The 26,004-nt window shown below is 65.1% G+C and carries 21 protein-coding genes and 1 pseudogene; 15 read left to right on the forward strand and 7 right to left on the reverse strand.

Annotated features, from left to right (window positions below; genetic code table 11):
• Positions 1-210: 210 nt before the first annotated feature.
• Complete coding sequence (locus C265_RS29350) at positions 211-1,875, forward strand: ABC-F family ATP-binding cassette domain-containing protein (protein ID WP_010812586.1); 1,665 nt, start codon at positions 211-213, stop codon at positions 1,873-1,875.
• Between the two features lie 194 nt (positions 1,876-2,069).
• Here the strand turns inward: C265_RS29350 and C265_RS29355 are convergent, their stop codons facing one another.
• Positions 2,070-3,338 (reverse strand): MFS transporter, encoded by a 1,269-nt coding sequence (locus C265_RS29355; protein WP_037025631.1) that lies wholly within the window; start codon positions 3,336-3,338, stop codon positions 2,070-2,072.
• Between the two features lie 108 nt (positions 3,339-3,446).
• Between C265_RS29355 and C265_RS29360 the strand changes: the two genes are divergently transcribed.
• Both C265_RS29360 and phaZ read left to right on the forward strand, forming a co-directional pair.
• Entirely contained in the window at positions 3,447-4,334 is an 888-nt protein-coding gene (locus tag C265_RS29360) for a LysR substrate-binding domain-containing protein (RefSeq protein ID WP_010812588.1), read from the forward strand.
• Between the two features lie 335 nt (positions 4,335-4,669).
• Positions 4,670-5,908, forward strand: a complete 1,239-nt coding sequence (gene phaZ, locus C265_RS29365) for a polyhydroxyalkanoate depolymerase (RefSeq protein ID WP_010812589.1) — start codon at positions 4,670-4,672, stop codon at positions 5,906-5,908.
• Positions 5,909-7,068: 1,160 nt separating this feature from the next.
• On the opposite strand, the gene C265_RS29370 is transcribed toward phaZ, so the two are convergent.
• Positions 7,069-7,953 (reverse strand): LysR family transcriptional regulator, encoded by an 885-nt coding sequence (locus tag C265_RS29370; RefSeq protein WP_010812590.1) that lies wholly within the window; start codon positions 7,951-7,953, stop codon positions 7,069-7,071.
• 201 nt (positions 7,954-8,154) lie between these two features.
• Between C265_RS29370 and argC the strand changes: the two genes are divergently transcribed.
• Together argC and C265_RS32095 are read left to right on the forward strand one after the other, a co-directional pair.
• Positions 8,155-9,108: an N-acetyl-gamma-glutamyl-phosphate reductase gene (gene argC / locus C265_RS29375; RefSeq protein WP_010812591.1), complete on the forward strand. Its 954-nt coding sequence runs from the start codon at positions 8,155-8,157 to the stop codon at positions 9,106-9,108.
• Positions 9,109-9,383: 275 nt separating this feature from the next.
• Positions 9,384-9,491: pseudogene (locus tag C265_RS32095) on the forward strand (MBL fold metallo-hydrolase); the annotation flags it as partial.
• Positions 9,492-9,595: 104 nt separating this feature from the next.
• Here the strand turns inward: C265_RS32095 and C265_RS29385 are convergent.
• Positions 9,596-10,492, reverse strand: a complete 897-nt coding sequence (locus C265_RS29385; protein WP_010812593.1) for a LysR family transcriptional regulator — start codon at positions 10,490-10,492, stop codon at positions 9,596-9,598.
• A gap of 113 nt (positions 10,493-10,605) precedes the next feature.
• Between C265_RS29385 and C265_RS29390 the strand changes: the two genes are divergently transcribed.
• From C265_RS29390 to C265_RS29405, 4 genes are read left to right on the forward strand one after another with little or no spacing between them, the layout of a single operon-like run.
• Positions 10,606-11,613 carry a tripartite tricarboxylate transporter substrate binding protein gene (locus tag C265_RS29390; RefSeq protein WP_037025634.1) on the forward strand — a complete coding sequence of 336 codons (1,008 nt, stop codon included), beginning with the start codon at positions 10,606-10,608 and terminating at the stop codon, positions 11,611-11,613.
• A 20-nt stretch (positions 11,614-11,633) separates the two neighbouring features.
• Positions 11,634-12,677, forward strand: a complete 1,044-nt coding sequence (locus tag C265_RS29395; protein WP_010812595.1) for an Ldh family oxidoreductase — start codon at positions 11,634-11,636, stop codon at positions 12,675-12,677.
• Between the two features lie 22 nt (positions 12,678-12,699).
• Positions 12,700-13,437, forward strand: coding sequence for an ABC transporter substrate-binding protein (locus tag C265_RS29400; RefSeq protein ID WP_037025715.1), 738 nt, complete (start codon positions 12,700-12,702; stop codon positions 13,435-13,437).
• Positions 13,438-13,455: 18 nt separating this feature from the next.
• Positions 13,456-13,722 carry a DUF302 domain-containing protein gene (locus C265_RS29405; protein ID WP_256375547.1) on the forward strand — a complete coding sequence of 89 codons (267 nt, stop codon included), beginning with the start codon at positions 13,456-13,458 and terminating at the stop codon, positions 13,720-13,722.
• A gap of 1 nt (position 13,723) precedes the next feature.
• Here the strand turns inward: C265_RS29405 and C265_RS29410 are convergent, their stop codons facing one another.
• From C265_RS29410 to C265_RS29420, 3 genes are all read right to left on the reverse strand, one after another.
• Positions 13,724-14,860 carry a zinc-binding dehydrogenase gene (locus tag C265_RS29410; RefSeq protein ID WP_010812598.1) on the reverse strand — a complete coding sequence of 379 codons (1,137 nt, stop codon included), beginning with the start codon at positions 14,858-14,860 and terminating at the stop codon, positions 13,724-13,726.
• 314 nt (positions 14,861-15,174) lie between these two features.
• Complete coding sequence (locus tag C265_RS29415; RefSeq protein ID WP_010812599.1) at positions 15,175-16,143, reverse strand: Bug family tripartite tricarboxylate transporter substrate binding protein; 969 nt, start codon at positions 16,141-16,143, stop codon at positions 15,175-15,177.
• Positions 16,144-16,174: 31 nt separating this feature from the next.
• A complete protein-coding gene (locus tag C265_RS29420) occupies positions 16,175-17,155 on the reverse strand; it encodes an amidohydrolase family protein (protein WP_010812600.1) in 981 nt (326 codons plus the stop codon).
• A 106-nt stretch (positions 17,156-17,261) separates the two neighbouring features.
• Here C265_RS29420 and C265_RS29425 point away from each other — a divergent pair, with 106 nt between their 5' ends.
• From C265_RS29425 to C265_RS29440, 4 genes are all read left to right on the forward strand, one after another.
• Positions 17,262-18,227: a LysR family transcriptional regulator gene (locus tag C265_RS29425; RefSeq protein ID WP_010812601.1), complete on the forward strand. Its 966-nt coding sequence runs from the start codon at positions 17,262-17,264 to the stop codon at positions 18,225-18,227.
• Positions 18,227-19,540 carry a hypothetical protein gene (locus C265_RS31955; RefSeq protein ID WP_010812602.1) on the forward strand — a complete coding sequence of 438 codons (1,314 nt, stop codon included), beginning with the start codon at positions 18,227-18,229 and terminating at the stop codon, positions 19,538-19,540. Before C265_RS29425 ends, C265_RS31955 begins: the two co-directional genes overlap by 1 nt.
• Before the next feature lie 289 nt (positions 19,541-19,829).
• A complete protein-coding gene (locus tag C265_RS29435) occupies positions 19,830-20,768 on the forward strand; it encodes an AraC family transcriptional regulator (RefSeq protein WP_081645170.1) in 939 nt (312 codons plus the stop codon).
• 192 nt (positions 20,769-20,960) lie between these two features.
• On the forward strand, positions 20,961-22,097 hold the full coding sequence (locus C265_RS29440) for a helix-turn-helix transcriptional regulator (RefSeq protein ID WP_010812604.1): 1,137 nt from the start codon (positions 20,961-20,963) through the stop codon (positions 22,095-22,097).
• 119 nt (positions 22,098-22,216) lie between these two features.
• Here C265_RS29440 and C265_RS29445 read toward each other — a convergent pair whose 3' ends face one another.
• Positions 22,217-23,155, reverse strand: coding sequence for a LysR substrate-binding domain-containing protein (locus tag C265_RS29445; protein ID WP_010812605.1), 939 nt, complete (start codon positions 23,153-23,155; stop codon positions 22,217-22,219).
• 150 nt (positions 23,156-23,305) lie between these two features.
• On the opposite strand from C265_RS29445, the gene C265_RS29450 reads away from it, so the two are divergent.
• Both C265_RS29450 and C265_RS29455 read left to right on the forward strand, forming a co-directional pair.
• Positions 23,306-24,505: a fumarylacetoacetate hydrolase family protein gene (locus C265_RS29450; RefSeq protein ID WP_010812606.1), complete on the forward strand. Its 1,200-nt coding sequence runs from the start codon at positions 23,306-23,308 to the stop codon at positions 24,503-24,505.
• Positions 24,506-24,637: 132 nt separating this feature from the next.
• Positions 24,638-25,969, forward strand: coding sequence for an MFS transporter (locus C265_RS29455; RefSeq protein WP_010812607.1), 1,332 nt, complete (start codon positions 24,638-24,640; stop codon positions 25,967-25,969).
• Positions 25,970-26,004: the final 35 nt, after the last annotated feature.

Here is a 26,004-nt window from a genome sequence, read left to right on the forward strand (position 1 = left end):
TGGCCATCAGCACGTCCAGCGTAGCGGCGGCAGCGATCGTCGCCAACGCGCTGATCGCATGATCGTCCCCTCCGCGGGGGAAACCCTCCCCCGCGGGCATGCCCCCGCTACAGGATGGATCTCAGCCATGAGCGCAAACGTCAACGCATCAGACTACAGCCCTGCACATCCGGTCGGCTATCATGCGAATCCTCTCTGAAGTAGCTCCCTATGATTTCCGTCCGTAATGTCACGCTGCGCCGCGGCGTCAATGTCGTACTCGACCGCGCGTCCGTCACCTTCAACCCCGGCGAAAAGATTGGTCTTGTCGGCCGCAATGGCGCCGGCAAGTCATCCTTCTTCGGCCTTCTCAACGGGACGCTACACGAAGACAGCGGTGAGTTCTCGATTCCCGCTGCATGGAAGATGGGCCAGGTCGCGCAGGAGATGCCGGAGACCGGGCAGAGCGCGACCGACTTCGTAGTCGAGGGTGATACCGTGCTGTTGGCCGCGCAGGCCGAAGTAGCCGCCGCCGAGGTCAGCGACGACGGCATGCGCATGGCGCACGCCTACATGGCCCTGCACGACGCCGGTGCACACGATGCCCCCGCACGTGCCCAAGCGCTGATCCTCGGCCTTGGCTTCAGTGCTGCGCAGCTTAGTCAGCCGGTCAACAGTTTCTCCGGCGGCTGGCGCATGCGACTGCAACTGGCGCGCGCGCTCATGTGCCCGTCCGACCTGCTGCTGCTCGACGAGCCGACCAATCACCTCGACCTCGACGCGCTGGTCTGGCTGGAAGCCTGGCTCAAGCGCTATCAGGGAACCCTGGTAGTGATCAGCCACGATCGCGAATTCCTCGACGCGGTGACGCAGGTGACGGTGCACGTCGACAACGCCAAGCTCGTGCGTTATGGCGGCAACTACAGCAAATTCGAAGACATGCGCGCTGAGCAACTCGTATTGCAGCAGGCCGCGCTGGCCAGGCAGGCGGACAAGATCGCCCACCTGCAGAAATTCATCGACCGTTTCAAGGCCAAGGCCTCGAAGGCGAAGCAGGCGCAGAGCCGGGTCAAGGCGCTCGAACGCATGGAGAAGATCGCACCGGTACTTGCCGACGCAGAGTTCAACTTCGAGTTCAAGGAGCCGCTCAACGTCCCGAACCCGCTGTTGTCGATGCTGGACGCGAGCTTTGGCTACCCGGCGCCGACCGGCGCACTGCCGGGCACGCCGCCCACGATCATCGTGCGGGGCATCAACCGTTCCGTGCTGGCCGGGCAGCGCATCGGCATTCTCGGTGCCAACGGCCAAGGAAAGTCCACGCTGGTGAAGACGGTGGCGCACGCGCTGGCACCGATTGCCGGCGAAATCAGCGAAGGCAAAGGCCTGAATATCGGCTACTTCGCACAGCAGGAACTCGACGTGCTGCGCCCGCTCGACACGCCGATGGAACACATGATCCGCCTTGCCAAGGACACGCCGGCGCACATGCGCGCTCCCGGCCAGAGTGGCACCGAACAATCCCTTCGCACCTTCCTCGGCACCTTCAACTTCAGTGGCGACATGGTCCATCAGGCGGTTAGCACGATGAGCGGCGGCGAGAAGGCGCGGCTCGTGTTGTGCATGATCGTGTGGCAGCGTCCCAATCTGCTGCTGCTCGACGAGCCTACCAACCACCTCGACCTGGCCACCCGCGAAGCGCTAGGCATGGCGCTCAACGAATTCGAAGGCACAGTGATGCTGGTCAGTCACGACCGGGCCCTGCTGCGCGCCGTATGCGATGAGTTCTGGTTGGTCACCAAGGGCGGCGTCGAGCCCTTCGACGGCGATCTGGATGATTACCAGCAGTTCCTGCGCGACGAAGCCCGTCGCCTGCGCGAGCAGCCTGCCGCAGTGTAGAAGGTCATCGCCTGAAATGGGTGGGACCCAGGCGTGAGCTTTACAGGATTCAGCGCGAAGGTCGCCATTGAGCGCCTCGTGATTGATATGGCGAGTTCCGAAATCCCGTCGCAGTGGTTCTCCTTTTCAGAACCCTGCGCATGCCTATTAATGTGAAGCTGCTCGCCGGTCGAAGCAGTGACTGGAAACGTCAGTCAGTTGCCGGGACCATCGCCAGCCCGGGGAAAAAGCGGCCACGCCGTCGCCGCGCAGGCCCCGGCCAGGAGCCAGACGCCGGCCCAGCCGCCGCTATCGAGCAGTAGCGGAATCGCCGCAGGGGCAGCGAAGTACGCGGCGAAGACCAGCGTATTGGCCAGTCCGAGGGCCGTACCCGCCCGCTCCGCGCCCGCCTGCGTCGCCAGTTCGGTGTAGGCAACCCCATGCCAGGCCGAAACCGCGATGCCAGCCAGCACGACCGCGACCATGGTCAGCGTCGCAGGAACACCCTGCCCGACCGCCGCGCAGAGGGCCAGCGGCACGAACATCAGCGCGGCGATCAGCGTGCAATGGCGCAGCCATGCACGGCGGTTGCCACGCCGATCGGTATGGCGGCCGCTCCAGATCCGCATCGCCATCGCGCCGAGCTGCACAGCGCAAAGGGTGGCGGCGATGCCCGACACAGCCACATGGGCCGCATCGTGCAGGAACACCGAGGCGAAGCTCAAGACCGCGAACTGGGGCGCGCACAGGATGCCGATGGCCAACGCAATGCGCCAGACCCGCAGGCTGCGCAACGGGCTGGCATTGTCATGCGCATGGCGTCGTGCCGACGCGGGGGCAGCGAGATGCGTGGGTTCGTGCAGCCATCGCCAGGTCAGCCAGGCAGAGGCAAGGCAGAACGCGGCCAGGACTGCGTACACCCAGCGAAAGCCCATGGCAAAGGCCAGCCACGGCAACACGAGCGCCCCTAGCCCGCCGCCGAGGGGCACCGCCGTCTGGCGGATACTCATCGCCAGGCCGCGCTCGCCGTCGGCGAACCATCGCATCACCGCCCGCCCGCTGGCCCCGTTGACGCTGCCGCCCGCCAGTCCCAGCAGCGCCATGCAGGCCATCGCCACCGGCAAGGACGGCACGCGATCCGGCCTTGGGGCCAGGAACAGTGCCATCACCGCCAGTATGATAGCGGTGGCGCCGAGCCCGTACAGCAGGACGCGACGGTCGCCCCACCGGTCGGCCGCTGCGCCCCACGGCAGTTCGGACAACGCGGCGCCGATGCCCAACGCACCAAGCAGCAGGCCAAGCCCCCCGTTGTCGATCTGATAGGCGCTGCGCAGCCACACCGCGGTGGCGAGCAACCCGTTGGCGGCAGCGATGAAGCTGGCGTTCGCGGCAACGCCGACGCCCAACACTTTCCAGCGATGCGAAGCGGCGGAAGCCGCGAGGGAATTGCCACCAGGGCGGGCAAAACAGACGGACTCGGCCACGACGGCCCTCCGATAAGGCTGTTGACAGGGCGTCAGTATTGCAACCAATATTCGTCTTGAAAATCAGAAAGTTTGGGACCAATTGTTTCGTTTTTCCGCACGATTGCCATGACGTCGAATCTTGATATTGCCGCGCTGCGCAGCTTGATCGCCGGCATCGACCTGGGCAGCTTCGCGCGCGCTGCGGAGCAGGTCGGGCGCTCCACTTCGGCCGTCAGTGCGCAGATTCACAAGCTCGAGGACATGGCAGGCACGCCGCTGTTTCGCAAGGCCGGCCGGACCCTGGAACTTACCGAGGCGGGGAGTCTGCTGCTTGGCTACGCGCGCAGAATCGTTGCCCTGAACGACGAAGCTGCCGCGGCCGTGAAAGGGGTGGACCTGTCCGGCGGCGTGCGATTGGGACTGCAGGAAGAGTTCGGCGAGGCAATGCTGCCGGAGGTGTTGGGGCGGTTTGCGCGAGCGCATCCGAAGGTCCGGGTCGAAGCCATGGTGGCGCGCAATCACGATTTGTTCGCCCGCATCCAGGCGCGGACGCTGGATCTCGCGCTGGTCTGGGGCGGCGCGGATGGCGCTCGGACGGCAAGAGAGCCCGGCGCCGATATCGCCGTGGTCGGCGAACCGCCGATGTGCTGGGTCGGACCGGCTGCGCTGCCGTGGCACATCGAGCCCGGCCAGCCGATACCGCTGGCGGCGTTCGACCGGCCCTGCCATTTCCACGATGCCGCCACGGCGGCATTGGACCGCGCCGGAATCCCCTGGCGCGTTTCGTTCACCAGCCCCAACCTTGGTGGCCTGTGGGCCGCCGCGGCAGCCGGACTTGGGTTGGTGGTCCGCACGCCCTACGGCTTGCCGGCATCGCTGCGGCAACTTGGGGCTGCCGAAGGATTGCCGCCGCTCGGCAAGATGCCCCTGATGCTGCTGCGCGCGCCGGGACCCGCGTCCGAGGTATCGCAGCGCCTGGCTGACATCATGCTTGAGGCGTTGCGTCCAGTGTGATGGCGGCGGTGGGATGGCTGGTCACGCCCTATCGGATCGGCGGTGAACCATCGAATTCCGGCCGTTCACGTAACAGGATGCGGAAGACCGGTACGGGGTCGCAAGCAAGCGGGCCCCGCCAGCGGCGCGGCGCTTGATGTTTGGCGTTGCAGCAAGGCCTGTCCGACATATAGTGAAATCCTGGCCCGTGTTTATGACTGCACTTCCCCCCCCGCGGTGACACCTGTTGCCATGGAGAGGCACATCGACCCCGGCAGCATGCCCATCGCCGTGAGCAACACAGCGCGGATGTCATTGCCAGCCGGAATCGTGTGCGCGTTCCTACGGGAGTCTTCATGCTGTACCAGCTCGTCGAGTATCAGCGCGCGCTGCTCGCGCCATTCACCGCATGGGCGGCGAGCGCAGCAAATGCGTTCATCGATCCGGCCAGCCCCTTCGCGTATGTCCCGGGCGCATCGGGCTTTGCTGCTGGCTATGAGATGCTCTACCGGCTCGGCAGGACCTGCGAGAAGCCGTCGTTTGGCATCATCACCGCCATCCGGCGCGACGGCCACGTCATCGCGGTGGCTGAGCAGGTCATCGTGGAAGGGCCGTTTTGCCGGCTGCTGCGCTTCGCACCCGACATGGGCGCGCTTGACCCTTGCACCGCACCGACGCCGCCGGTGCTGGTCTGTGCGCCGCTGGCGGGCCATCATGCCGTCATGCTGCGTGAAGTCGTGCAGGCCTTGCTGCCCGAGCATGTCGTGTATGTGACGGATTGGAACGATGCGCGTCGCGTGCCGGTGGCCGAAGGACCGTTCCACCTCGATGACCAGGTGGCCCACCTGCAGGCCTTTATCCGTCGGATCGGGGCGGAACCGCTACATGTGCTGGCCATCTGTCAGGCCACCGTGCCAGCGCTGGCTGCGGTTTCCCTGTTGGCGAGCGCGGGTGAGCCGACGCCCAGGAGCCTCATCCTGGTGGGCGGCCCGGTCGATGCACGCCGCAGCCCGACTGCACTCGGACGTCTGGCCGCGCGCCACTCTCTCGCGTGGTTTCAGCGTAACCTGACCTATGCGGTACCGCAGCCCTACCCGGGTGCCGGACGCAAGGTGTGCCCAAGCTTTCTGCAACTTGCCGGCTTGGCGGCGGCACAGCCAGAACGTCTGGGGGAGGCTTATTGGGACTATTGCCTGGATCTCGTTCGCTGCGACCCCGTGCGTGCCAAGGAGCACCGGCGTGCCTGCGATGCCTACCACGCGGTGCTCGACATGGCGGCCGAGTTTTACCTGGACACCATCCAGCTCGTGTTCCAGGAATTTCAGTTGGCGCGCGGCAGCTGGCAGGTGCGGGGCGAGGCAGTGCGGCCACAGGACATCCGTACCACCGCACTGCTGACCATCGAGGGCGAACAGGATGAGATTTCCGGCCGGGGCCAGACGCAGGCCGCGCACGATCTGTGCCAAGGCATCGCCGCATGCGACAAGCGGCACCTCACGGCCCGCCAGTGCGGCCACTATGATCTGTTCTGCGGGCCTCGCTGGTGCACCGACGTCTACCCCCGCATCCGCGATCTGACCGGGCACGATACTTAGCATCGCCTGCCCGCGGGCAGGCGCGAGCGATCATCCAGTCAAGGGTTGTGCAATCCCTATTGGGGAACAAGAACTCGCGGTGGCCAGCTCAGGGCTGGCTCTCGGGCGCCGATGCAGGACGGCCACGCGTTGCCGCGGCGGAAGCGCCTTGGCCGCCGGCACGCCCCTTACTGCGGTCAACCTTGCCGTGCGCTTCGCTCTTGTCTTTCTTGGCACTCTCGCCGGAAGCTCCGCTGGCGGCCTGCACAGTTGGCTCCGCGCGCCTGCCAGTGTCAGTCCCCGGTGTTGGAGGCGAACCGTAGCGACCGCCCTGCGCCCACGCCGCAACGGCCGTTAGCGAAAGGGCGGCGAGGAAAGCTAGCTTTTTCATTGCTGTCTCCTTTCCTGTGGGATCGCCTATCACGGTAGACGCTCGCGCTGTAAACACAAGCCTGCGAACCCAATAGCGCTCAAGTAGCTGCAAACTCTGCTCCGCGCCGGCGTGCGATGAGGGTGCACACGAGTTCAAGAATGACGCTAACCCTCTGGCGCCGACGACACATCGTGCGTGATCTGCCCCGCGCCCAGCTTGTTCACGCGTCATCGCGCAGTCGGTAGTGGTACCGGTGATCGCTGATGCCGACACAGACTATGGCAACGAACTGAACGTCACGCGCCGGCGCGTACTTCGATCGTGAAGAAGTGATCGAGTGCCTGTACGGGACCGGCCGGCCCATCGACCGAGCCGCCGGGCGCGAAGCCGACCAGCCGCTGCAGGTCCCTACTTGCCGCCGACGCCGACCTTGCCGCGCCCGACCTTTCGATGCGGCACACTGGGGCGTAGCCTCTTCCTGGAGCCAGCCGTCAGCGTGACGTGCTCCGCAGGGTAGCGGGGGGTCCTGTGCGGCGCGGCCTGATGGGCGGAATGGCCCGGATCGATGCGCTTGATAGCTGACATGACTGACACCTCCTCAGAGGATTCTAGTCCGAAACGGCACGGCGCTTATGCCGCCCGCCGCTAGCAGCCCCATGGGCGCTGAGCTTGGGGCGCTCACCAGTGAGGGGCCCATGACCGCAACATGCAGACAGGCGCGGCAAATGTCTCCATCAATGCAATCGAGGACACGATCAACGCGTGGCGGCGCCGCGCACAGCCGCCGGCCGACGTGTGGCCAACGGCACTATCCCGCCCGCAGCGCCCACAGGGCCTCCAGTACGTATTCCGTGGCACGTTCTACCCGTTCCCCGCTGTGCGCCAACCCCAGTCGCCGCCACAACGCCGGCCGCAGCGGCCGCATCACTATGCGCGCATCCGGCGCCGGCGTGGTGACCTCGTGTGGCAGCAGGGCCGCACCATAGCCGGCCGCCACCAGGCTCTTGATGGCGTCGTTGTAGTTGAGCTGAATCCGCGGCGCCGGCCTGTGGCCACCGCTGGCGAACCACTCGGCGGTCAGGCGCGACAGGCGCGTGGTGCCGTCATTGAGGATCAGCGGGCGCGTTGCCAGCCAGGCCGGCGTGATGCGCGCCGGGCAGGGCCAGCTCGCTGGCAGGAAAGCCCGTACCGGATCGCGCCGCCAAGGGCGGATGGTCAGCCCCGCCACGCGCGCCTGTGGCAGTGCCACCAGACCGATCTCCAGCGTGCCGGCGGCCAGCCGCGCCAGCGTCTCCTCCGAGGTAAGCACGGCCACCTGCACGTCGATGTCGGGATGCCGCTCCGCCAGCATGGCCAGCGCCTGCGGCAGCAGGTGGGCGATGGCCCCGGTCGAGGCGCCGAGGCGCACGCGGCCGGTCAACCCCTGCACCTGACGCTGCACGTCGTCCAGCGCAAGGTCGGCATCGGCCAGCAGGCGGCGGGCGCGATCGACCAGGGTCTCGCCAATGGACGACGGGCGCACCTCACCGCGCCTGCGCGTCAGCAGTTGCGCACCGACACGGGCTTCCAGCTCGGCAATGTGAAGGCTGACGGTGGGCGGAGCCAGGTGCAACGCGCGCGCGGCTTCGGCGAAGGAACCCAGATCGGCGATGGCGACGAGGGTACGCAGGCGGTCCAGGCTGATCTCGCGCATGGGGCGGCACTCCGGTTAAGGGCGTATCTGCTGACGAGGAATATCGTTCAGGAAACGTGAATTTCATCGTCATGAAATTCAACTTCTTCGATTCTAGCCGGTGGCGCAAGATGGCGCTTCCTGTACCGGCCGCACCAACGCAGAGCTGATGCTGAACCGGCCGGGGCCGCCACTTTCACGCCACTGCCAAGGATCCATCCCATGCGCTACCCTCTTGTTTTCATCGACGGCGACCAGGGCACCACCGGCCTTCAGATCCACGAGCGCCTGCGCGGACGCGACGATCTGCGCCTGCTGACACTGCCCGCCGGCCAGCGCAAGGATGCGCGCGCCCGCGCCGACGCCATCAACGGCTGCGACATCGCCATCCTGTGCCTGCCGGACTCCGCCGCACGCGAGGCGGTGGCGTCCATCGTCAACTCTGCGGTGCGTGTGATCGACGCCAGTTCGGCACACCGCACGCAGCCCGGCTGGACCTACGGCTTTCCCGAGATGACCGCCGGCCAGGCGCAGCGCATCGCGGGCGCGCTGCGCGTCAGCAATCCGGGCTGCTATCCCACCGGGGCGATCGGCCTGTTGCGCCCCCTGGCGGAGGCCGGCCTGCTGCCGCACGACTACCCCATCGCCATCCATGCGGTGTCGGGTTATTCGGGTGGCGGCCGCATCGCCGTCGATACCTACGAGGGACCGGAGGCCACCCGGGCCCTGCCCTTCCAGGTCTATGGCCTGGACCTGGCGCACAAGCACACGCCTGAAATCCAGCAGCACGCGAGCCTGGCACGGCGCCCCGCCTTCGTGCCGGCCTACGGCGCCTTCCGGCAAGGTATCGTACTGACGGTGGCGCTGGAGTTGGACCTGCTGGCACCCGGCACGGACGTCGGCAGGCTGCACGCCTGCCTGCTCGACCACTACGCCAACGCCCGCCATGTCGAGGTGATGCCGCTAGCCGAATCGGCCGCCGCCACTCACCTCGACCCGCAGGCACTGAACGGCACCAACGACCTGCGCCTGGGCGTGTTCGCCAACTGCGAGCACGGGCAAGTGCTGTTGGCAGCGGTGTTCGACAACCTCGGCAAGGGTGCTTCGGGGGCGGCAGTGCAGAACCTCGACCTCATGCTGGCCGGGGTGGCGGCGGAGGTTCACCGGGCCGCCTGAAGCCTACCCAGCGTCGAAATAAGAAGCGGGCCGGCAGCTTCCCGGCTTCCGGCCCGCCTGGTGCGATCGGGTCAATCACGCGTGATTCGGCGCGTCTGTAAATCTGCATGCCACGCATGGCGTGGATGCGTTCGTGATATTTCCGCATGCGCTCGTACTGACGCAGGAGCAATTGTTGCCGTTCGGTCAACATACTGAGGGCCTTCGCGATGCTACTGGCGTTCGCCCCCGCTGCCTACAATCGGTTGCAACGATGGTTGCACAAGACGTGCGACGGTCGAGGCCTGGCTGCGATCACCGACATCGTGATTACGCATATGCACATGGATCACGTCGGGGGCCTGAACGTGGATGGCGTCAAGGCCAAACTGCGCCCGGACGTGCCTGGGGTCGGCCATTCTCGGTCGATCATCGCTTCCTTCCCGAGTGACCATGGGTGCTCTGACACCGGTGGTCACTGACACGGCAGTAACTTCGTGCCACGCGCCTAGGGTTTCGCTGTTCCTCTTCGGATAAGCATGTCAAAGAGAAACTGAGCGGCCGGCGCCAACGGGCGTCCTCGTCGCGAGATCAATCCCAACGTTCGAGTTATCACTGGGTCAGTCAGCGGGATCGCAAGCAGACCACTGCTGGACTTCGGCGGCAAAGCCATTCGAGGCACAACACCGATTCCCAGGTCGGCCTGGACCAGGCTTACCAAGGCGGGAACATGATTTACCTCGCAGTACCATCGCGGTCTTACCGGCAGCCGCGCAAGGGCCTGGTCGATCAGGAAGCGGTTGCCGCTGCCTTGCGCGAGCGTAATGTAGTCAAAGCCTTCAAGGTCTTTCCATTTGACGCTTCTTCGCGTCGCCAGCGGATGCCCCTTGCGACAGGCGACAACGAACGCCTCTTCAATCAAGGGGCAGAAATCGATGTCAGGCTCCTGCGTCCCGATATAGGTCAGGCCGAAATCCGCATCGCCGCGCGTGACCGCGAGAAGGACATCCCCGGAAGACTCGTCAATGATGCGGATCCGTATCCCCGGATAGCGCTCGTGATACGGCCCCACGACAGAGGGCAGGAAATGCCCGACCGCAGACGGTACGCATGCAAGCGTCACCTCGCCCGACAGCCGATCGGCAACGGTCTGGATGCCGAGCATGGCCTCTTCCAGCTCGTTGATGACGTTTCGCGCCTTGTGCACAAACATGCGGCCCAGGGTAGTCAATTCGACTTTCCGGGTGGTCCGCGTGAACAGCGCGACGCCAAGCGCTTCTTCCAGTTTATCGACGCGACGCGACAGTGCCGACTGCGACAGGAACATCGCATCGGATGCCGCCTTGAAGCTGCCCAGATCGGCTACGGCCAGGAACGCTCGCAAGTCCGCCAAATCGAAATTCATGTGTCATACGCAAGAATACTTGTGATCTTTGCACTTTACACTGGAATCCGGTCAGCGTGATCATTCGCCCTATGGATGGAACGAAACACTGTCCTGACCAAGCAGGAGACACAATGCCCAACAAAGTACAAGAGCCGTTACGGCGCATGTCGCGCCGTAACGCCCTAGCCGCCCTCGCGATCCCGCTAGCCACTGCACTGATTCCCGCACAGGCGCAGACCTGGACACCCGCCAGGCCGATCCGGCTGATTGTCCCGTATGGGCCCGGCGGAAGCTCGGACGCCATTGCCCGCGTCATCGCGGCAGAGATGTCGAAGAATCTGGGCCAACAGATCGTGGTGGACAACAAGGGCGGCGGCCAGGGTGTCATCGCCATGCAGGAGACCGCACGCGCAGCGCCTGACGGATACACACTGGTTCTCGGCCACGTTGGCACGCTTGCCGTCAATCCCGCCATGATGCGCAAGCTTCCCTACGATCCTCTGAAGGACTTCACGCCGGTGACTTTGCTGGCGAAAGTGCCGATGGTGTTCGCGGTGGGGCCTACCGTCCATAGCGATTCCATCAAGGCATTCATCGCCCAGGCCAAGACGAAGCCTGGTGCCATGACCTATGGATCGGCGGGCAACGGAAGCGCTGGCAACGTTGCCTTCGAGATGCTCAAGCAGACTGCGCATATCGATCTTGTGCACGTGCCATACAAGGGCACCGGCGCCCAGATTTCCGACTTGCTCGCCGGAAACATCGACGCCGCATCGGCGGGCCTGGCGGGGATCCTGCAACACGCCAAGGCGGGCAAGCTGCGCATCCTCGCCGTTGGATCGTCACAGCGCCTCGCGCCGATTCCCAACGTTCCCACCATTGCCGAGGAAGGCCACCCGGGATTTGAAAGCTCGCAATGGTTTGGGCTGATGGCGCCAGCGCGCACGCCAACGCCGGTGGTCAGCCGCCTGCATGCCGAGGCAGTCAAGGCCCTGGCCACCCCGCTGGTGCGACAACGACTTGCCGAGGACGCAAGCACGCCTGTCGGCGCGGGCAGCGCCGAATTTGCGTCATTCATTCGTGCCGAGCAACAACGCTGGGGCACCGTCATCCGCAGCGCGGGAATCCAGGCAAACTAAGTCTTCCGAGAATATCCAGCATGCAACAAGATCGAATCACTGTATCCGAAGCCGAACTCCGCCAGCTCGGAGTGCGCGCGTTCCAGGGCCTGGGCCTGACCGAAGGGGACGCCATCGATGTCATTGACATCCTGGTACTTGCAGACCTCTTCGGGCTCAGCACCCATGGACTGTCTCGCATTGAATCCTATGGCGAACGGCTCCAGTCCGGCGGTATCTCGGCACGCCCCACCATTACAGTCGAGCGCGCCGCGCCAGCGCTGGTGAAGGTCGATGGTGGCAACGCAGTCGGCCCGCTCGCTGGCATGAAGGCGCTGCGCGCCGCCATGGAAGTCGCCGAAGAATTCGGCATCGGCATGGCCTTCGTCCGGGGCAGCAATCATTTCGGGCCAGTTTCACCGTACAGCTACATTGCGGCGGAAGCAGGATTCGCCAGCATGATTGGCAGCAACGCCACGACGACCATCGCGCCATGGGGTGGAAGCGACGCACGCCTGGGCAACAGCCCGCTGGGTTTCGGCGTACCGGGGCATGACGGCCGCCACTTCCTGCTGGACATGGCCATGAGCGTGGCCGCACGCGCCAAGATTCGCAATGCGCTCAAGGCAGGACAATCCATCCCGGATTCATGGGCTACCGACGCGCAAGGACGACGGACCACCGATCCCAAGGCTGCCCTCGATGGCTTCCTGCTTCCGATTGGCGGGCACAAGGGCTATGGGCTGGCACTGATGGTCGATCTTTTCGCAGGACTGCTGTCGGATGCGGCGTACCTGACTCACGTCAAGTCGTGGGTCGATGCACCCGACCAGCCCCAGAACCTGGGCCATTTCTTTATCCTGGTTGATACCCGGCGACTGGGATCGGCCCAATGGCTGGCTGCCCGCATGCAAGACTTTGCGGCGATCCTCCACGGTAGCGCACCCGCGGAGCCTGGCAAGCCCGTCATTGTTCCCGGAGAGATCGAACTCGACAAGCTGGCGCGTCAGCGCGAAAAGGGCATTGCCATGGATCCAGCGGTGAAGGCGCTACTGGATCGACATGCCAACGCAAAGACGAACTGAAATGGCACACGCCGGAAGCATCATGACAAGTCAATATGCAAGGCTCGCAGCGGAGCTTGCGCCGACGGGAATCCTTCGCGCATCCATCAACGTAGGCAACCCTATCCTGGCAAACCTCGATGCCGGCGGCAATCCATTCGGCGTTTCAGTGGACCTCGCCCGTGAGCTTGCCAGTTGCCTGGGTGTTCCGCTTGAACTTGTCGTATTTGACTCAGCGGGGAAGTCGGTCGATGCCGTCACGGCCGAACAGGCGGACTTCGGATTCTTTGCCGTCGACCCGGTCCGGGGGGCCGGCATCGCATTCTCCGAACCCTACGTGCTGATCGAAGGCGCGTATTTGGTGAAGGAGGAATCCACCGTCAAGGCCAACGAAGAGGTCGATCTTGCCGGACGCCGTGTCGTGGTAGGAAAAGGGAGCGCCTACGATCTTTATCTCACTCGTACGCTGCAACATGCACACATCGTGCGCGCGCCGACGTCCCCGGCCGTTGTGCAAACATTCCTGGAGCAAAGCGCGGACGTGGCTGCAGGGGTGCGACAGCAATTGGAAGCAGATGCCAAGCGCACTGCGGGCCTGAGGTTGTTGCCGGGCCGGTTTATGGTCATACAGCAAGCCATGGGCCTCCCCATAGCCCGCAGCGCTGAAGCCGTGGAATGGCTACGGCGGTTCGTCGAGCAGATGAAGGCCTCCTGCTTCGTTTCGGACGCTCTCAGGCGTCACGGAATCGAGGGCGCGTCCGTCGCGCCCGCAAAATCATAGCCTGCACGCAACGCCGGGCTGGCAATGCCGGCGACGCAGGTGCTGATCTATGACAACGCCAGGCGGGGAACGCCATTGATGCTCGCCGCACCCAGCGTTGCGCTGGACTTGCCCCTGCGCGTGCTGGTGCGCGATGACTGCCAGGGCAGCACCTGGATGAGCTGCCACACCGCCGCGGAACTGGAAAGCGCCCTCCCATTGCCGGCCGGCAGCGCCGCGCCGCCGGCTGTGGCGCAGCGGCTGATTCTTGACACGGGTGTGGGCGCGCAAGGCGCCCCACGGTGACTTATCCGGCCAGGCCCTTGTTCGGGTTGATCAGGTACTTCTCCCCCGTCGCGCGCTTGTTGTAGACGGCGATCACGTCCAGGTCCAGCACCTCGGCCAGCGAGATCTCTTTCGAGTAGTGGCTGGCAAAGGTGGTCTTCAGCTCCGCCATCACGCGTTGCTTCAGCGCGTTGGCCCGCTCGCGCCCGATCTTCTGCAGGAACGGGAACAGCAGCCAGCCGCCCATGCCCCACGCCATGCCGAAGTTGCGGTTGAACTCGGTCGGGCTTGTGTCCAGGCCGCCGTAGAGATAGACCTGCTTGTGGGTGGTCGAGCCATAGCGGCTGTATTCGCGGGCCGTCTTGTTCAAGGCCGCTTCCATGCAGGTGAGGATCTGGCCGCCGAGCTTGCCGCCGCCCGTGGCGTCGAACGCGATCGTTGCGCCAGTGGCGACGAGTGCCTCGGTGAGGTCCTGCATGAACGTGGGCGACGCGGCGTTGCAGACGTGGACCGCACCTTGTGCCTTGAGCAGGTCCGCCTGCTCTTGCTTGCGCACGATGTTCACCAGCTTGATGCCATCCTTGAGACAGATCTGATTGAGCATCTGGCCCAGGTTGGAGGCCGCGGCGGTGTGCACCAGGGCGCTATGTCCTTCGAGGCGCATGGTCTCGACCATGCCCAGTGCGGTGAGCGGGTTGACGAATGACGACGCGCCGTCAGCAGGCGTGGCGCCTTCGGGCAGGACCAGGCACTGGTCCGCGGAAATGCAGCGGTACTGCGCGTACATCGCGCCGCCGATGACAGCCACGGTCTTGCCCATCAAGGCTTGCGCCGCAGGGGACGAGCCTGCATCGACGACCACGCCCGCGCCCTCATTGCCAACCGGCATGGACGCATCCAGGCGGCCCGCCATGCTGCGCATCGCGCCTTCCGGAACGCGCGCGGTGACGATGGGGCGCTCGGCCGTGCCGCTGGCCTTGGCCGTGCTCATGTCGGCCGCACCGAACAGCAGGCCGAGATCGGACGGGTTGAGGGGGGAGGCTTCAATGCGAATGAGCACTTCATCCGGACCAGGGTGCGGCGTGTCGATGCTGTCTAGCGACAGCTCGAGTTCACCGCTGCTCTTGATTTGCGAACGAAGTTGAAGTGCGGTGTGCATTCGATGTCTCCTTGGTTTGTCGGTTTGCGGTGAGCGCGGCAGCAGCAGGGGGCTGTTTTCGCCAGCAGTCAGCAATGTAGCAAGTTCCTGCGAATGCCGTACTGGGCCGGAAATTCAGGTCATGCGTCGGCCGACAGGCCATCATGCATCGCACTGATAACGGTGGATATGCCAATCACCTGGCGGTCAGCCCTGTTGCGCTTTACGTTCCAGTCGCCGGCTCGACTCGGACTGAAGGAAACGATTGACCCGCCTGTGCGGGACCGGCCGGCCCACGAGCGCGGCCAGCCCCTGCATGCTGCACGGCGGCAACATCATTCGGCCTTGTAGCCCGATGCCTTGATGGGCCGCTCCCAGCGCCTGAGGTCGGCGACCTGGGTCTCGCCGAGTTGCTGCGGGCCGGCGTAGTTCGCATTCAGGCCGATCTCGCGGATGCGCGCCTGGAGATCGGGCGCCTTGAGCACTTCGGCGATCGCGTCGGACAGGCGCTTGACCTTGTCGGCCGGCAGGCCTGCCGGGGCGAACAGGCCGACGAAGGCCTCAGCTGTGGCGTCGATTCCGGACTCCTTGAGCGTGGCCACGTCGGGCAGCGCCGGCGATCGCGCGTTACCCGTGACCGCGAGGATGCGCAGGCGGCCCGCGCGGTGATGCTCGATGGTCTCCGATATCGTGTCCACCATGATGGGAATCTGTCCGCCCAGCAGATCGGACACTGCCGGCGCGCCGCCCTTGTAGGCAACGTGCGTGAGCGGCACGCCTGAGGCCTGCGACAGCAGCACGCCCGCAAAGTGCGGCACGGTGCCTGCGCCCGAAGTGCCGTAGTTGGCGCGGGCCGGGTTGGCCTTGAGCCAGTTCAGCACCGCGCGGATGTCGCCGGCCGGCGCCGCCGGACCCGCCGTCACCGCGAAGTCGAAGGTCACCACGCGCGCGATGGGCGTGAAGTCCTTCACCGGGTCGTAGTTGAGGTGGTATAGCCATGGCGAGATCACCAACGCGCCGCTGGGTGAAATGACCAGCGTGTTGCCGTCGGCCGGCGCGCGCTTTGCTTCCCCAAGCACCAGGCGACCGCCGGCTCCGGGCTTGTTCTCGACGATCACCTGCTGGCCGAGCGGCAGGCGCAGGCGCTCGGCCAGCAGCCGCGCCACGACATCGACCGAGCCGCCGGGCGCGAAGCCGACCAGCAGCTTGAGGGGGGGCTTGTCCTGGGCAAGGGCGCCCATGGGCAGCGCGGCGGCCAGCGCCATGGTTGCAGCCACCCGATTGAAAACGCGTCGCTTCAACATGCTGAGAGTCTCCTTGGTCAGCCGAAGTCGATCAGAAACCGAATACTCGCATGGCATTGCCCGAACGCACGGCGTCGCGCTGCGCGGCGGACAGCCGCTCGGTATTGGCGAAGGACCCGCGCGTGTCGTGAACCTGGTGCGGCCAGTCGGTGCCGAACATCACCCGGTCGGCGCCGACGACCGAGATCAGGAACTCCAGCGAAGCCGGACTGTACGAGATGCAGTCGTAGTGGATGTGGCGCAGGTAGTCGATGGGCGTGCGCTGCATCTTGCGCCGCTGGGGGATTTCGACCTCGTGGCCCTTCCCGAAACGGCCGGCCAGGTAGGGCAACGCACCGCCCGCATGCGAGGCGATGATCTTGAGGTTGGGGTATTGGTCGAAGAAGCCCTCGAAGATCATGCGCGTGATGGCGAGCGTGGTGTCGAACATGAAGCCCACCGACCAGCTCAGGTCGAACTTGGTCATGTCCATCAGGTCGGCGCCCGGCGGGTCGGTGGGGTGCACCAGCACCGGCAGCGCGCGGCGGTCGATTTCGGCCCAGATGGGTGCGAAGGCCGGGTCGGTCAGGCTGCGGCCGGCGATGTTGGCCAGCACCATGACGCCGCTCGCACCGTTGTCGCAGGTGCGCTTGAGCTCGTCGAGCGCGCGCTGCGGGTATTCCCACGGCAGCGACGTGAACCAACGCAGCCGGCTCGGGTGATCGGCCTGCGCCTGCGCCAGCGAATCGTTGGATTCGCGCGCCGCTTCGCAGCTGGTTTCCTCGTCGCCCCAGAACACATTGGGGCAAGTCAGCGACATGACTGAGATATCGATGCCGGCCGCGTCCATGTGCTGGATGCGCAGATCGTAGTCGAAGTGTCCTTTCTGTGGGATGACCACGGGCGTGTCGCCACGGAATACCTCGTGCTGGCCGTCGGGGCGCTGCTGGATGTTGTAGAGGCCGCCCTTGCGCTTGAGCAGCTCCAGCCAGGGCTTTGTGAAGATGTGGGTGTGGACATCGATGACAGGCATCTAGGGGGCTCCTGTGGTGTGTGAGTGACGGATGTCTAGACACTACTGTAGTGATCTGGCATAAACGTATTGGCAGATATCTTGATACCAGGATAAGTAAATACTTATGCCCGACCGACTCACCGCCCTGGCCCTTGAAACGCTGGGCCGCATGCGCTCACGCCTGAAGGCGCGCCAGCTCAACCTGCTGGTCGCGCTGAGCGAGTACGGCTCGCTTTCCCGCGTGGCGCAGGAATGGGGGGTGACCCAGCCCTACTTGACGCAGATGCTGGCCGAGGTCGAATCCATGATGGGCACTGCTCTGTTCACGCGGCAACGCGGTGGCGTCACGCCCACGCCGGTGGGGCGCATCGCGATCTCGCGCGCATCGCGCCTGCTGGTCGACCTGCAGGACTGGGCCAACGACATGGCCGCAGCCCGCCTGGGCTTCACCGAGCGGCTCAGCATCGGCGTGATCCACTACCTGTCCGGCCAGTTGCTGTGCGACACGCTCTCGCACACGCGCGAGCAGGTCGGGCCGTTCGTGTTCTCGGTGGAGGAAGCCAGTAGCGACCGCCTGCTGGCGCTGCTTCGCGAGCACAGGCTCGAAGGCGTGGTGGCACGCGCGCGCGGCGCGGCACAGGTGCGTGACCTGCGCTGCGACATCCTGTTCCGCCAGCGCCCCGCGCTGGTGTGCCACCTCAAGACTGCCAGGCATCTGGGCAAGCGCGCGCTGGACTGGCACGAGCTCGCCACCATGGACTGGGTCCTGCCGCCCGCGGGAACGGCGCTGGGTGCCTCGGTGCTGGACCTGTTCCTGCACGTGGGCGAAGAGCCACCGGTGCCGGCCATCGAAACCCATTCGCTCAAGATCGTCGGCCGCATGATCGAGCGCAACCCGTCGATGGTGGCCATCGTGCCTGCCGACGTGGCGCACGATCTGTCCACCCGCGCGCACGTGGCCAGCGTGCCCTGCGACCTGGAGTGGCCGCTGCCGCCGGTGGCGCTTTACCGGCGCCAGGGTGCGGGTGACTCACCTACCATGGCGACTTTTGTGCGCACGCTGAAGACTCTGTGCAAGGAACGGTTCTGATGACCGCCAGTCACCTCTTCCCGACCTCCCCAATGTCCGCATCTCCCGAACCAACACCGTCCCAACAACTCTCCGACCAGCAACTGGTGCAGGAAATCTGTTCGGCTCCCAATGCGCTGGAAGCCCACCGCCGGTTCGAGAAGAACGCGGCCGCCTTGGAAGAATGGCAGATCATCTTTGCGGAGGAGAGCAACGCCGGATCCATCAAGCTGCTGGATCGGACACTAGGCCCCGCCGGCGTTGCGACGTCTGTATTCCGCGGGAAATCGCTATGGCTGATGGACGCGCCATTTGTCTCGCAATCCGGGCCAATGGGCTTTCACGGCGGCTCGGCCATGTTCGTAGACTCCAATGCGGCCACCTATATTCGCAAGATCGCCTACCAGGACAACCCGTCTCCGGAAGCGTTGAACCGGGCTGATCTGATCAACCAGATCGGACCAAGGCTGCAACAGCTCAACCCCTATCTGTATCTGTGGGAGTCGCTCCGGTCCTGGAATGATGAGACGGTCGCCAGATGCAAAGAGTCAGTAGCCGCGATCCATGCGCTGTCGTCCTCCGGCAGCAAGCTGACTGCGGAATGGGGTCGGCGCTTCCGCGCGGAGTTCCGTGAGAGTGCAGAGAATTTTGCCACCGGCCTGATGGCGGAATTCGAACGGAACCTGAAGGCTGGGCTTTTCGCCGGCCTGGAGGACCAGCTCGATCTGATGGAGGCGATCCTGGTTCGGAGCCAGATCATCGAGCTGAGTTCCAACAAGGCCAAGGAGCACAAGCTGGCGCAGTTGGTCGAGTACATGCACGAAGAACTGTCCACAATCATGCTACGGGAGCTGATCGTCTGCGGTGACATCCTGCTTCGCGGCAACCGATCAAGGATCTCCAGGAAGCTCAATTCCATCCAGAACCATGCCGATCCCCTCGCGCTGATCAGAAACTGCGCTTGGGACATGTACATTCCTCGCGCCCTGGATGCCTTGACCTCCGTCACTCCTGACCAGGCTCCTCACGTGGACTTTTATGTGGCGGAGGTGCTCAGCTTCGACGGCGACGTATCAGACATCATCAACACCACGAAGTTGAGGGCGATCGCCGTGCATCGGCCTTCGAAGAAGAACTTCCCGTTCTTCGATAGCGATGTGGCCGAGTGGTTGGGCAACCGCCTCGGGCCGAAACGCATGGACGCGCTGTCGGACTACTTCCTGCCGGAAGCCTTCATGGATCGAGCCAGGCGCCGGCCCTCAACGTCGGTCCGGTCCATTCTGGAAGCAGACCGCGAGGAGCTGATGCAGTTGATCCGGCAAAAGAAGGGTTGAACTCGAAACCGGGCCGCCCAGACTGTTGGCAATTTGCTGCAAGGCCCGGCCCCCTCGACTGCCGAAGCCGCCCCCTGCAGTAGTCGAGAGGCTGCTCAGGGTCGGAAGCGGCAGTTTGCTGGAACGCCACCAAACCGCTAAAGCGACCACAAGCTGTATATACTCGCTCCACACATAGCGCACGACCTGCCGCCAAGGCAGTAGCGAAAGGTGACGGTACAAAAAGATGAAAAATACCGTATATCTCGCCTTGCCCGCGATGTTGGGAACGGGTTGACCCGCGCCAACCATGGGCCAGGCTCCTCCACGCACCCAGTTGCTGGCAACAACGGCCGGCGGCACCATGCCAGCGATCCCTACCACGCCGCGCTATGGCAGCGCGACTTCCCACTGGGACGGCTTTGTACTGGAGCGCCACCTGCTGCCCGCCGGCGCCCTGGACACCACGGTCATGCCCGTGCACTGCCTGGCCGTCCCGATCGGCCGGCATCCCGTCGCGATCCGCTGGCACGTCAACGGGCGGCGCCTGGACGGGGCGATGGCGCCAAACCAGGTCTATTTTCGCGCCGCAGGCGATGCGCTTTCCAGCGCCTGGTCAGCCCCGCTGGATGCCATCTATTTTTCCGTGCGACCCGATGCCGTTGTCCTGGCGCATGAACAGACGCACGAACGCAGCGCGCCCGAGCTGCGCTCGGACTTCGCCGGCGGCGCCGACAATGGCCTGGTGCAACTGGTGCTGGCGCTGGACGCCCATGTCCGGGGCGGCAGCGTGGGCGGAAGCCTGCTCGACCAATCCTTGCTGCTGGCCATCAGCCTGCGCGTGGGCCTCCTCTACGGCGGCGGGAGGCAGGACGCAAGCGCTCTGGCAGGGCAACGGGGCCTTTTGTCCAGGCACACGCTGGCGCGGCTGGACGATTTCATCCTCGCCCACCTGTCTCAGCCGCTCACCATCGACGCGATCGCCGCCGCGGTTCATATCAGCCCCTTCCACCTGTGCCGGATGTTCCGCAAGACGCGCCAGGTCAGCCTTTGGCAATACGTGCTGAGTTGCCGCGTCGAGTATGCGCGCAAACTGATACGGCGCCACCCCGATATGTCCCTGTCCGATGTGGCGGCCGCAAGCGGGTTCGATTCCTACACACAATTCTTCGCTGCCTTCCGCAAGTTCAGCGGGGCATCGCCAAGCGATTTCCGCCGCAATGCGCATGTGCAAGCCAGGCAAGCCTGACCTGACAGCCGACGCACAAGCCTGCTCCCCAGAATTATTCGCAAGAAACCGCAAGTACGGGCGTGGCGGATCTCGTATTGTCCTTCTATCCCCCCGAATGGGGGACAAGTCAGACAGAGCAAGGCGGGCAATCAGGCCGCGCGGGGTAAACCCCCCGGCAGGTGCGCGGCGCAGGCGCCCAGGGGGAGCGCGATGAAAGAAGAAGTGATGCATCAGACCATACGAGGTCTGTACGAGGGCATCCTTGACGAAACCGCCTGGCAGTCCAGCCTGGCCCTGCTGCGCGATGCCAGTGAAAGCATGCACGCCGCGCTGGTGGAGTTCGACGCGCTCAGCCAGCGGTTGCGGGTCAGCGAGATCCATGCCCTGAACCAGGAACTGGTCGACGCCTACAACGACCACTACCAGGCCGAGGACCCGTCGCGGACATACACGCGCCAGATGGCGGTGGGTGACTGGTATATCGATTCGCGCGACCTGGGCCTGGCAAATATGAGCCGGCTGCCCTTTTATAGCGAGTTCATGCACGGGTTCAATCTGAGTTCCGTCATGGGCTGCCTGGTCGAGCGCAAGCCGCACCGCGAAATCTATTTGTCGCTGCAAAAGCCGCTCGGACAACAACCGTTCCACGCTGACGACGCGCGCCGGCTAGGCTGGGCCATCCCGCACCTGCGTCAGGCACTGAGCCTGCGCGAGCGCACGCTGGACGTCACCATGCTCGGTGAACTGTCTGCGCAAGTGCTGGAACGACTCCCCTTTGGCCTGATCGTCGTCGCGCCCGACGGCAAGGTGCTGCTCAGCAATGCCCGTGGCGAACACTGGGTGAGGCGGCTGTTGCCGGGCAAGCAGGGTGAGCCCGGAGCCCGGGCGTGCCATGACGACTGGTGCCTGAGCCGGCCGTTCCGGGAGATGCTGGCTGCGGCCTGCAGCCCTGAAGCGGCCATGCCGGCCCAGGCCGCGCATGCCCGTGACGGCAGCGGGCACAGCGCAAGCGTCATCGTGCTGCCGCTGCCGCCGGCCCATCGCCTGGCCAGCCGATGGCAGCGCCCCGCCGCCCTGGTTGCAGTCCGCGAGGTCGGCGCTGCTCCGCCCCAGCCCCTGCTGGCGGGCGTGCTACGCGAACTGTATGGCCTCACCGCATCCGAGGTTCGACTGGCGACCGTGCTCACCGCGGGCATCGGGCTGCCCGAAGCCTGCGCGCGGCTCGGCATCCGCCACGAGACTGCCCGCAGCCAGCTCAAGGCGATCTTCAACAAGACCGAGACCGGCAGCCAGGCCAGCCTCGCTCACCTGCTGAGCGAACTTGGTGCGTGCATGGGCCCTGGCTGATGACGGTCCGTTGCCGCTTTCGAGGGCCACAGACATGTCGAATACGCAGGGAGCAATATTCACGTCTACACCGGGCCAGCGCATCCGACCCGCCTGCTATCTCCGATCCCCGTGCCGTCTCACCGGGCCGCCGCCCGTAGCGCCGCCATGAACTGCAGCATGGCCTCCGACGGCAGCTCATTCTTGCGGGTGACAATGCCGTAGCTCGACATGGCGCGCCGGATCGGCACCGGCACGTGCGCCAGCATGCCTTCCGCGACGAAGCGCTCGACCACGGCGCGCGGCTGCAGCGAAAGCATATCCGTCGCCTGCAGCAGTTCCAGGGTGGAAAAGATTGACGGTGTTTCCACCATGCCGACCAGGCCCTGGATGCCTGCCGCCGCAATGGTTTCATCGAACAGTTGCCGGATGGCGGTGAGCTGCGGGTAAAGGATCCACGGCCATGCGCCGATGTCGGCAATTTCCAGCCTGGGCCTGTCCAGCAGGGGATGTCCCGGCCGGCAGACGACCCATACCGGCTCTGGCGACAGTGCCTCGAAATCGAAGATCGCCTGGTGCCGTGGCTCGGTCAGACGCCCGACCATGATATCCAGCTTCCGGTCTTCCAGCCAGACGGCGAGCTGGTCACTGCTCTGCTCGATCAGCTTGACGACCAGCCGCGGGCGCTGCTGCAGGATCTCGCGGATCGCCGTGGTCACCACCTGCGCGGCCGACGCCGAAATCGCGCCAACGGTGAGGTGGCCGTGCCCGCCGGCCCGTAGCGCTTCCAGCTCGCTCACAAACTTGCCGAGCTCGGCCAGCGCCGTCGACGCGTAGCGCAGCGCGAACTCGCCCAATTCGGTCGGGCGCATATCCCTTGGCAAGCGATCGAACAGCCTGGCCTGCAGGGTGTCTTCAATATCGCTCAGTATCTTCGTGGCAGCCGGCTGGGTGATATGCAATTGCTCGGCCGCGATGCGCAGGTTGCGGCTGCGTCCCAGCACATCCAACAGCTGCAGGTGCCGGAAGCGCAGCTTGGCGAGCACGGCGGAAGGGGCGGAAGCAGTCTGTCTGGCCATGAAGGGGGTAAACCCGGCTGAATCAATAACTAAACGGAATCGATTCTACCCAATAATCGATTGGATGTTTATGGGACTGCCACGTAGAGTTCCACCCGACGCCGCGGTGGTCGCGGCGCTCATGACAACAACATCAGGTGGAGACAATCGATGGCATTGCCGCTCACGCTCAGCGCAACGCAAACGCTTCCTGCCGACGGGCTGGCGGGGACGCTGGTCGGCCGCGCATGGATCCCGGCCAGTGACGGCGCTCCGGCCGGCCCGGCTGTCGTGGTCCTGCGGCCGGATGGGGTATTCGACATATCGGATGTCGCTCCGACCATGAGCACCCTGCTCGAACAGGGCGACCCGGTGACGGTCGTGCACAATACGCCCGGCCGCTGGATCGGCAAGCTCGACGACCTGCTGGCCAACACGGCCGATCCGCGCGGCAGCGACAGCGTGGCCCGCCTGCTGGCGCCATGCGACCTGCAGGTGATCAAGGCGGCAGGCGTGACCTTTGCCGGCAGCCTGGTCGAGCGTGTCATAGAAGAGCAGACCAAGGGCGACCCGCAAGGCGCCGCCGAGGTCCGCAACCGGATCCAGGCGTTGGTGGGCGAGCGCCTGTCCCGGATCCGGCCGGGTTCCCGCGAGGCGGGCGAACTCAAGGCCTTGCTGATCGAGCATGGCATGTGGTCGCAATACCTTGAGGTGGGCATCGGCCCGGACGCCGAGATCTTCACCAAGGCACCGCTGCTTTCGGCGCTTGGCACCGGCACGGAAATCGGCCTGCATCCCGGCTCGGCATGGAACAATCCGGAACCCGAGATCGTGCTGGCCATCAACAGCCGCGGTGATGTGCTCGGCGCCACGCTGGGCAATGACGTCAACCTGCGCGACTTCGAGGGCCGCAGTGCGTTGCTGCTGGGCAAGGCCAAGGACAATAACGGCTCCTGCGCGATCGGTCCGTTCCTGCGCCTGTTCGACCAGAGCTTCTCGCTCGACGACGTGCGGCGGGCGACGGTGGATCTGCGCGTCGATGGCCTGGATGGCTTCGTGTTGTCCGGCACCAGCTCGATGGACCAGATCACGCGCGACCCGCTGGAGCTGGCCGAGCAGGCAATGGGGGCGACCCACCAGTATCCCGATGGCGCCATGCTGTTCCTCGGTACGCTGTTCGCGCCGGTGGAAGACCGCGACACCGCGGGCGGCGGCTTCACCCACAAGGATGGCGATCTTGTCACCATCTCCAGCCGCCAGCTCGGCAGCCTGGTCAACCGCGTGGGCCGCAGCGACCGTATCGCTCCGTGGACGTTCGGCGTACGCGCCCTGATGGCCAACCTGGCCGCACGTGGCCACACCACTTTCTGAACGGCGATTTCTGAACGGGCGCCACGGCGCCCCGCCCTGAACACCGCAGCTACCCTCGCGCAAGCAAAAGACGGGGATGCCGCAATCCATGACATGAGGCCGCGCCACGCGGCTTCGTACCGGAGACAACCCATGCAGACTCAAGCTGCCAACCGAGATCCGCTCGCAAGCGCGGTAAGCAAGGCCCGCCTGCGCCTCGCTCCTTTCCTTGCACTGATGTTCGCGCTGTCGATGCTCGACCGCTCCAACGTCGGCTTCGTCAAGCAAGCCCTGATGGTCGATTCCAATATCGGCAACGCGGCCTATGCGCTTGGCGCCGGCATCTTCTTCATCGGCTATGCCGTCTTCGAAATCCCCAGCAACCTGATCCTGCACCGGGTCGGCGCCAGGGTCTGGCTCAGCCGCATCATGGTCACCTGGGGGCTGGCGTCGGCCGCCATGATGTTCGCGCATGACGAGACCTCGTTCTACGTGCTGCGCTTTATCCTTGGCGTCGCCGAGGCGGGCTTCTCGCCGGGCGTGATCCTGTACTCGACCTACTGGTTCCCTGCCAGCCAGCGCGGCAAGGCGCTCGGCGTCTACTACTTCGGCTTGCCGGTGGCACTGGTGCTGGGCGGGCCGGTCTCGGGGCTGCTGCTCGATGTGATGGGTGGCCAGCTGGGCCTGCGCAACTGGCAATGGATGTTCATCATCGAAGGCCTGGCGGCGTCCGTGGTGGGCGTGATCGCCTTCTTCTACCTGGTCAGCAAGCCGCGCGATGCCAAGTGGCTGAACGCCGACGAGAAGACTGCGCTCGAAGCCGCTATCGCCGCGGAAGACAACCAGAAGACCGCGCATGGCCCGGCAACCGCACTGAGCGCGCTGGGCAGCTGGCAAGTGCTGCGTTTCGTCGCCATCTACTTCGCCATCCAGGTCAGCGTCTACGGCGTCATCTTCTACCTGCCGACGCGTATTTCCGAGCTAACCGGCACAGCGATCGGTGCCAAGGTCGGCCTGCTCACCGCGATTCCGTGGCTGTGCGCGCTGGTTTCCCTGCGCCTGATCACCGGCATCGCGGATGCCAGGGGCAAGCAACGGGAATTCGCCATGGCCATGCTCGCCATGGCGGCCACCGGCATCGCACTGTCGACGCTGGGGCACGAACTGGCGCCCGTGCTGATGGCGTTCTGCCTGGCTACCGTCGGCTTTGTCGTGGTCCAGCCGCTGTTCTGGACGCTGCCCACCGCATACCTGAGTGGCACCGCCGCGGCCAGCGGCATCGCCCTGATCGGTGCGCTGGGCAATCTCGGTGGCTTTATCGCGCCGACGCTGAAGACCGCGGTCGAATCCGCATTCCATAGCCAGCAAGCGGGCATGCTGGCCCTGGCCATCGCGGGCGTGGTCGGTGTGCTGCTGCTGATGAGCATCGGCGCACGGGCCCGCCGCACCGCGACGTTGCGGCTTGGCTCCTCCGAGGCGGCCTGACTGTGTCCCGTATTCCCTGCACCAAAACACCCTGA

The organism is Cupriavidus sp. GA3-3 (assembly GCF_000389805.1).
Taxonomy (GTDB): domain Bacteria; phylum Pseudomonadota; class Gammaproteobacteria; order Burkholderiales; family Burkholderiaceae; genus Cupriavidus; species Cupriavidus necator_D.

Excerpts from the sequence above, each read along its gene's own strand:
- C265_RS29350 (WP_010812586.1), top strand. The coding sequence starts at position 211 with ATGATTTCCGTCCGTAATGTCACGCTGCGCCGCGGCGTCAATGTCGTA.
- C265_RS29360 (WP_010812588.1), top strand. The coding sequence starts at position 3,447 with ATGACGTCGAATCTTGATATTGCCGCGCTGCGCAGCTTGATCGCCGGC.
- phaZ (WP_010812589.1), top strand. The coding sequence starts at position 4,670 with ATGCTGTACCAGCTCGTCGAGTATCAGCGCGCGCTGCTCGCGCCATTC.
- C265_RS29370 (WP_010812590.1), bottom strand. The coding sequence starts at position 7,953 with ATGCGCGAGATCAGCCTGGACCGCCTGCGTACCCTCGTCGCCATCGCC.
- argC (WP_010812591.1), top strand. The coding sequence starts at position 8,155 with ATGCGCTACCCTCTTGTTTTCATCGACGGCGACCAGGGCACCACCGGC.
- C265_RS29385 (WP_010812593.1), bottom strand. The coding sequence starts at position 10,492 with ATGAATTTCGATTTGGCGGACTTGCGAGCGTTCCTGGCCGTAGCCGAT.
- C265_RS29390 (WP_037025634.1), top strand. The coding sequence starts at position 10,606 with ATGCCCAACAAAGTACAAGAGCCGTTACGGCGCATGTCGCGCCGTAAC.
- C265_RS29395 (WP_010812595.1), top strand. The coding sequence starts at position 11,634 with ATGCAACAAGATCGAATCACTGTATCCGAAGCCGAACTCCGCCAGCTC.
- C265_RS29400 (WP_037025715.1), top strand. The coding sequence starts at position 12,700 with ATGACAAGTCAATATGCAAGGCTCGCAGCGGAGCTTGCGCCGACGGGA.
- C265_RS29410 (WP_010812598.1), bottom strand. The coding sequence starts at position 14,860 with ATGCACACCGCACTTCAACTTCGTTCGCAAATCAAGAGCAGCGGTGAA.
- C265_RS29415 (WP_010812599.1), bottom strand. The coding sequence starts at position 16,143 with ATGTTGAAGCGACGCGTTTTCAATCGGGTGGCTGCAACCATGGCGCTG.
- C265_RS29420 (WP_010812600.1), bottom strand. The coding sequence starts at position 17,155 with ATGCCTGTCATCGATGTCCACACCCACATCTTCACAAAGCCCTGGCTG.
- C265_RS29425 (WP_010812601.1), top strand. The coding sequence starts at position 17,262 with ATGCCCGACCGACTCACCGCCCTGGCCCTTGAAACGCTGGGCCGCATG.
- C265_RS31955 (WP_010812602.1), top strand. The coding sequence starts at position 18,227 with ATGACCGCCAGTCACCTCTTCCCGACCTCCCCAATGTCCGCATCTCCC.
- C265_RS29435 (WP_081645170.1), top strand. The coding sequence starts at position 19,830 with ATGGGCCAGGCTCCTCCACGCACCCAGTTGCTGGCAACAACGGCCGGC.
- C265_RS29440 (WP_010812604.1), top strand. The coding sequence starts at position 20,961 with ATGAAAGAAGAAGTGATGCATCAGACCATACGAGGTCTGTACGAGGGC.
- C265_RS29445 (WP_010812605.1), bottom strand. The coding sequence starts at position 23,155 with ATGGCCAGACAGACTGCTTCCGCCCCTTCCGCCGTGCTCGCCAAGCTG.
- C265_RS29450 (WP_010812606.1), top strand. The coding sequence starts at position 23,306 with ATGGCATTGCCGCTCACGCTCAGCGCAACGCAAACGCTTCCTGCCGAC.
- C265_RS29455 (WP_010812607.1), top strand. The coding sequence starts at position 24,638 with ATGCAGACTCAAGCTGCCAACCGAGATCCGCTCGCAAGCGCGGTAAGC.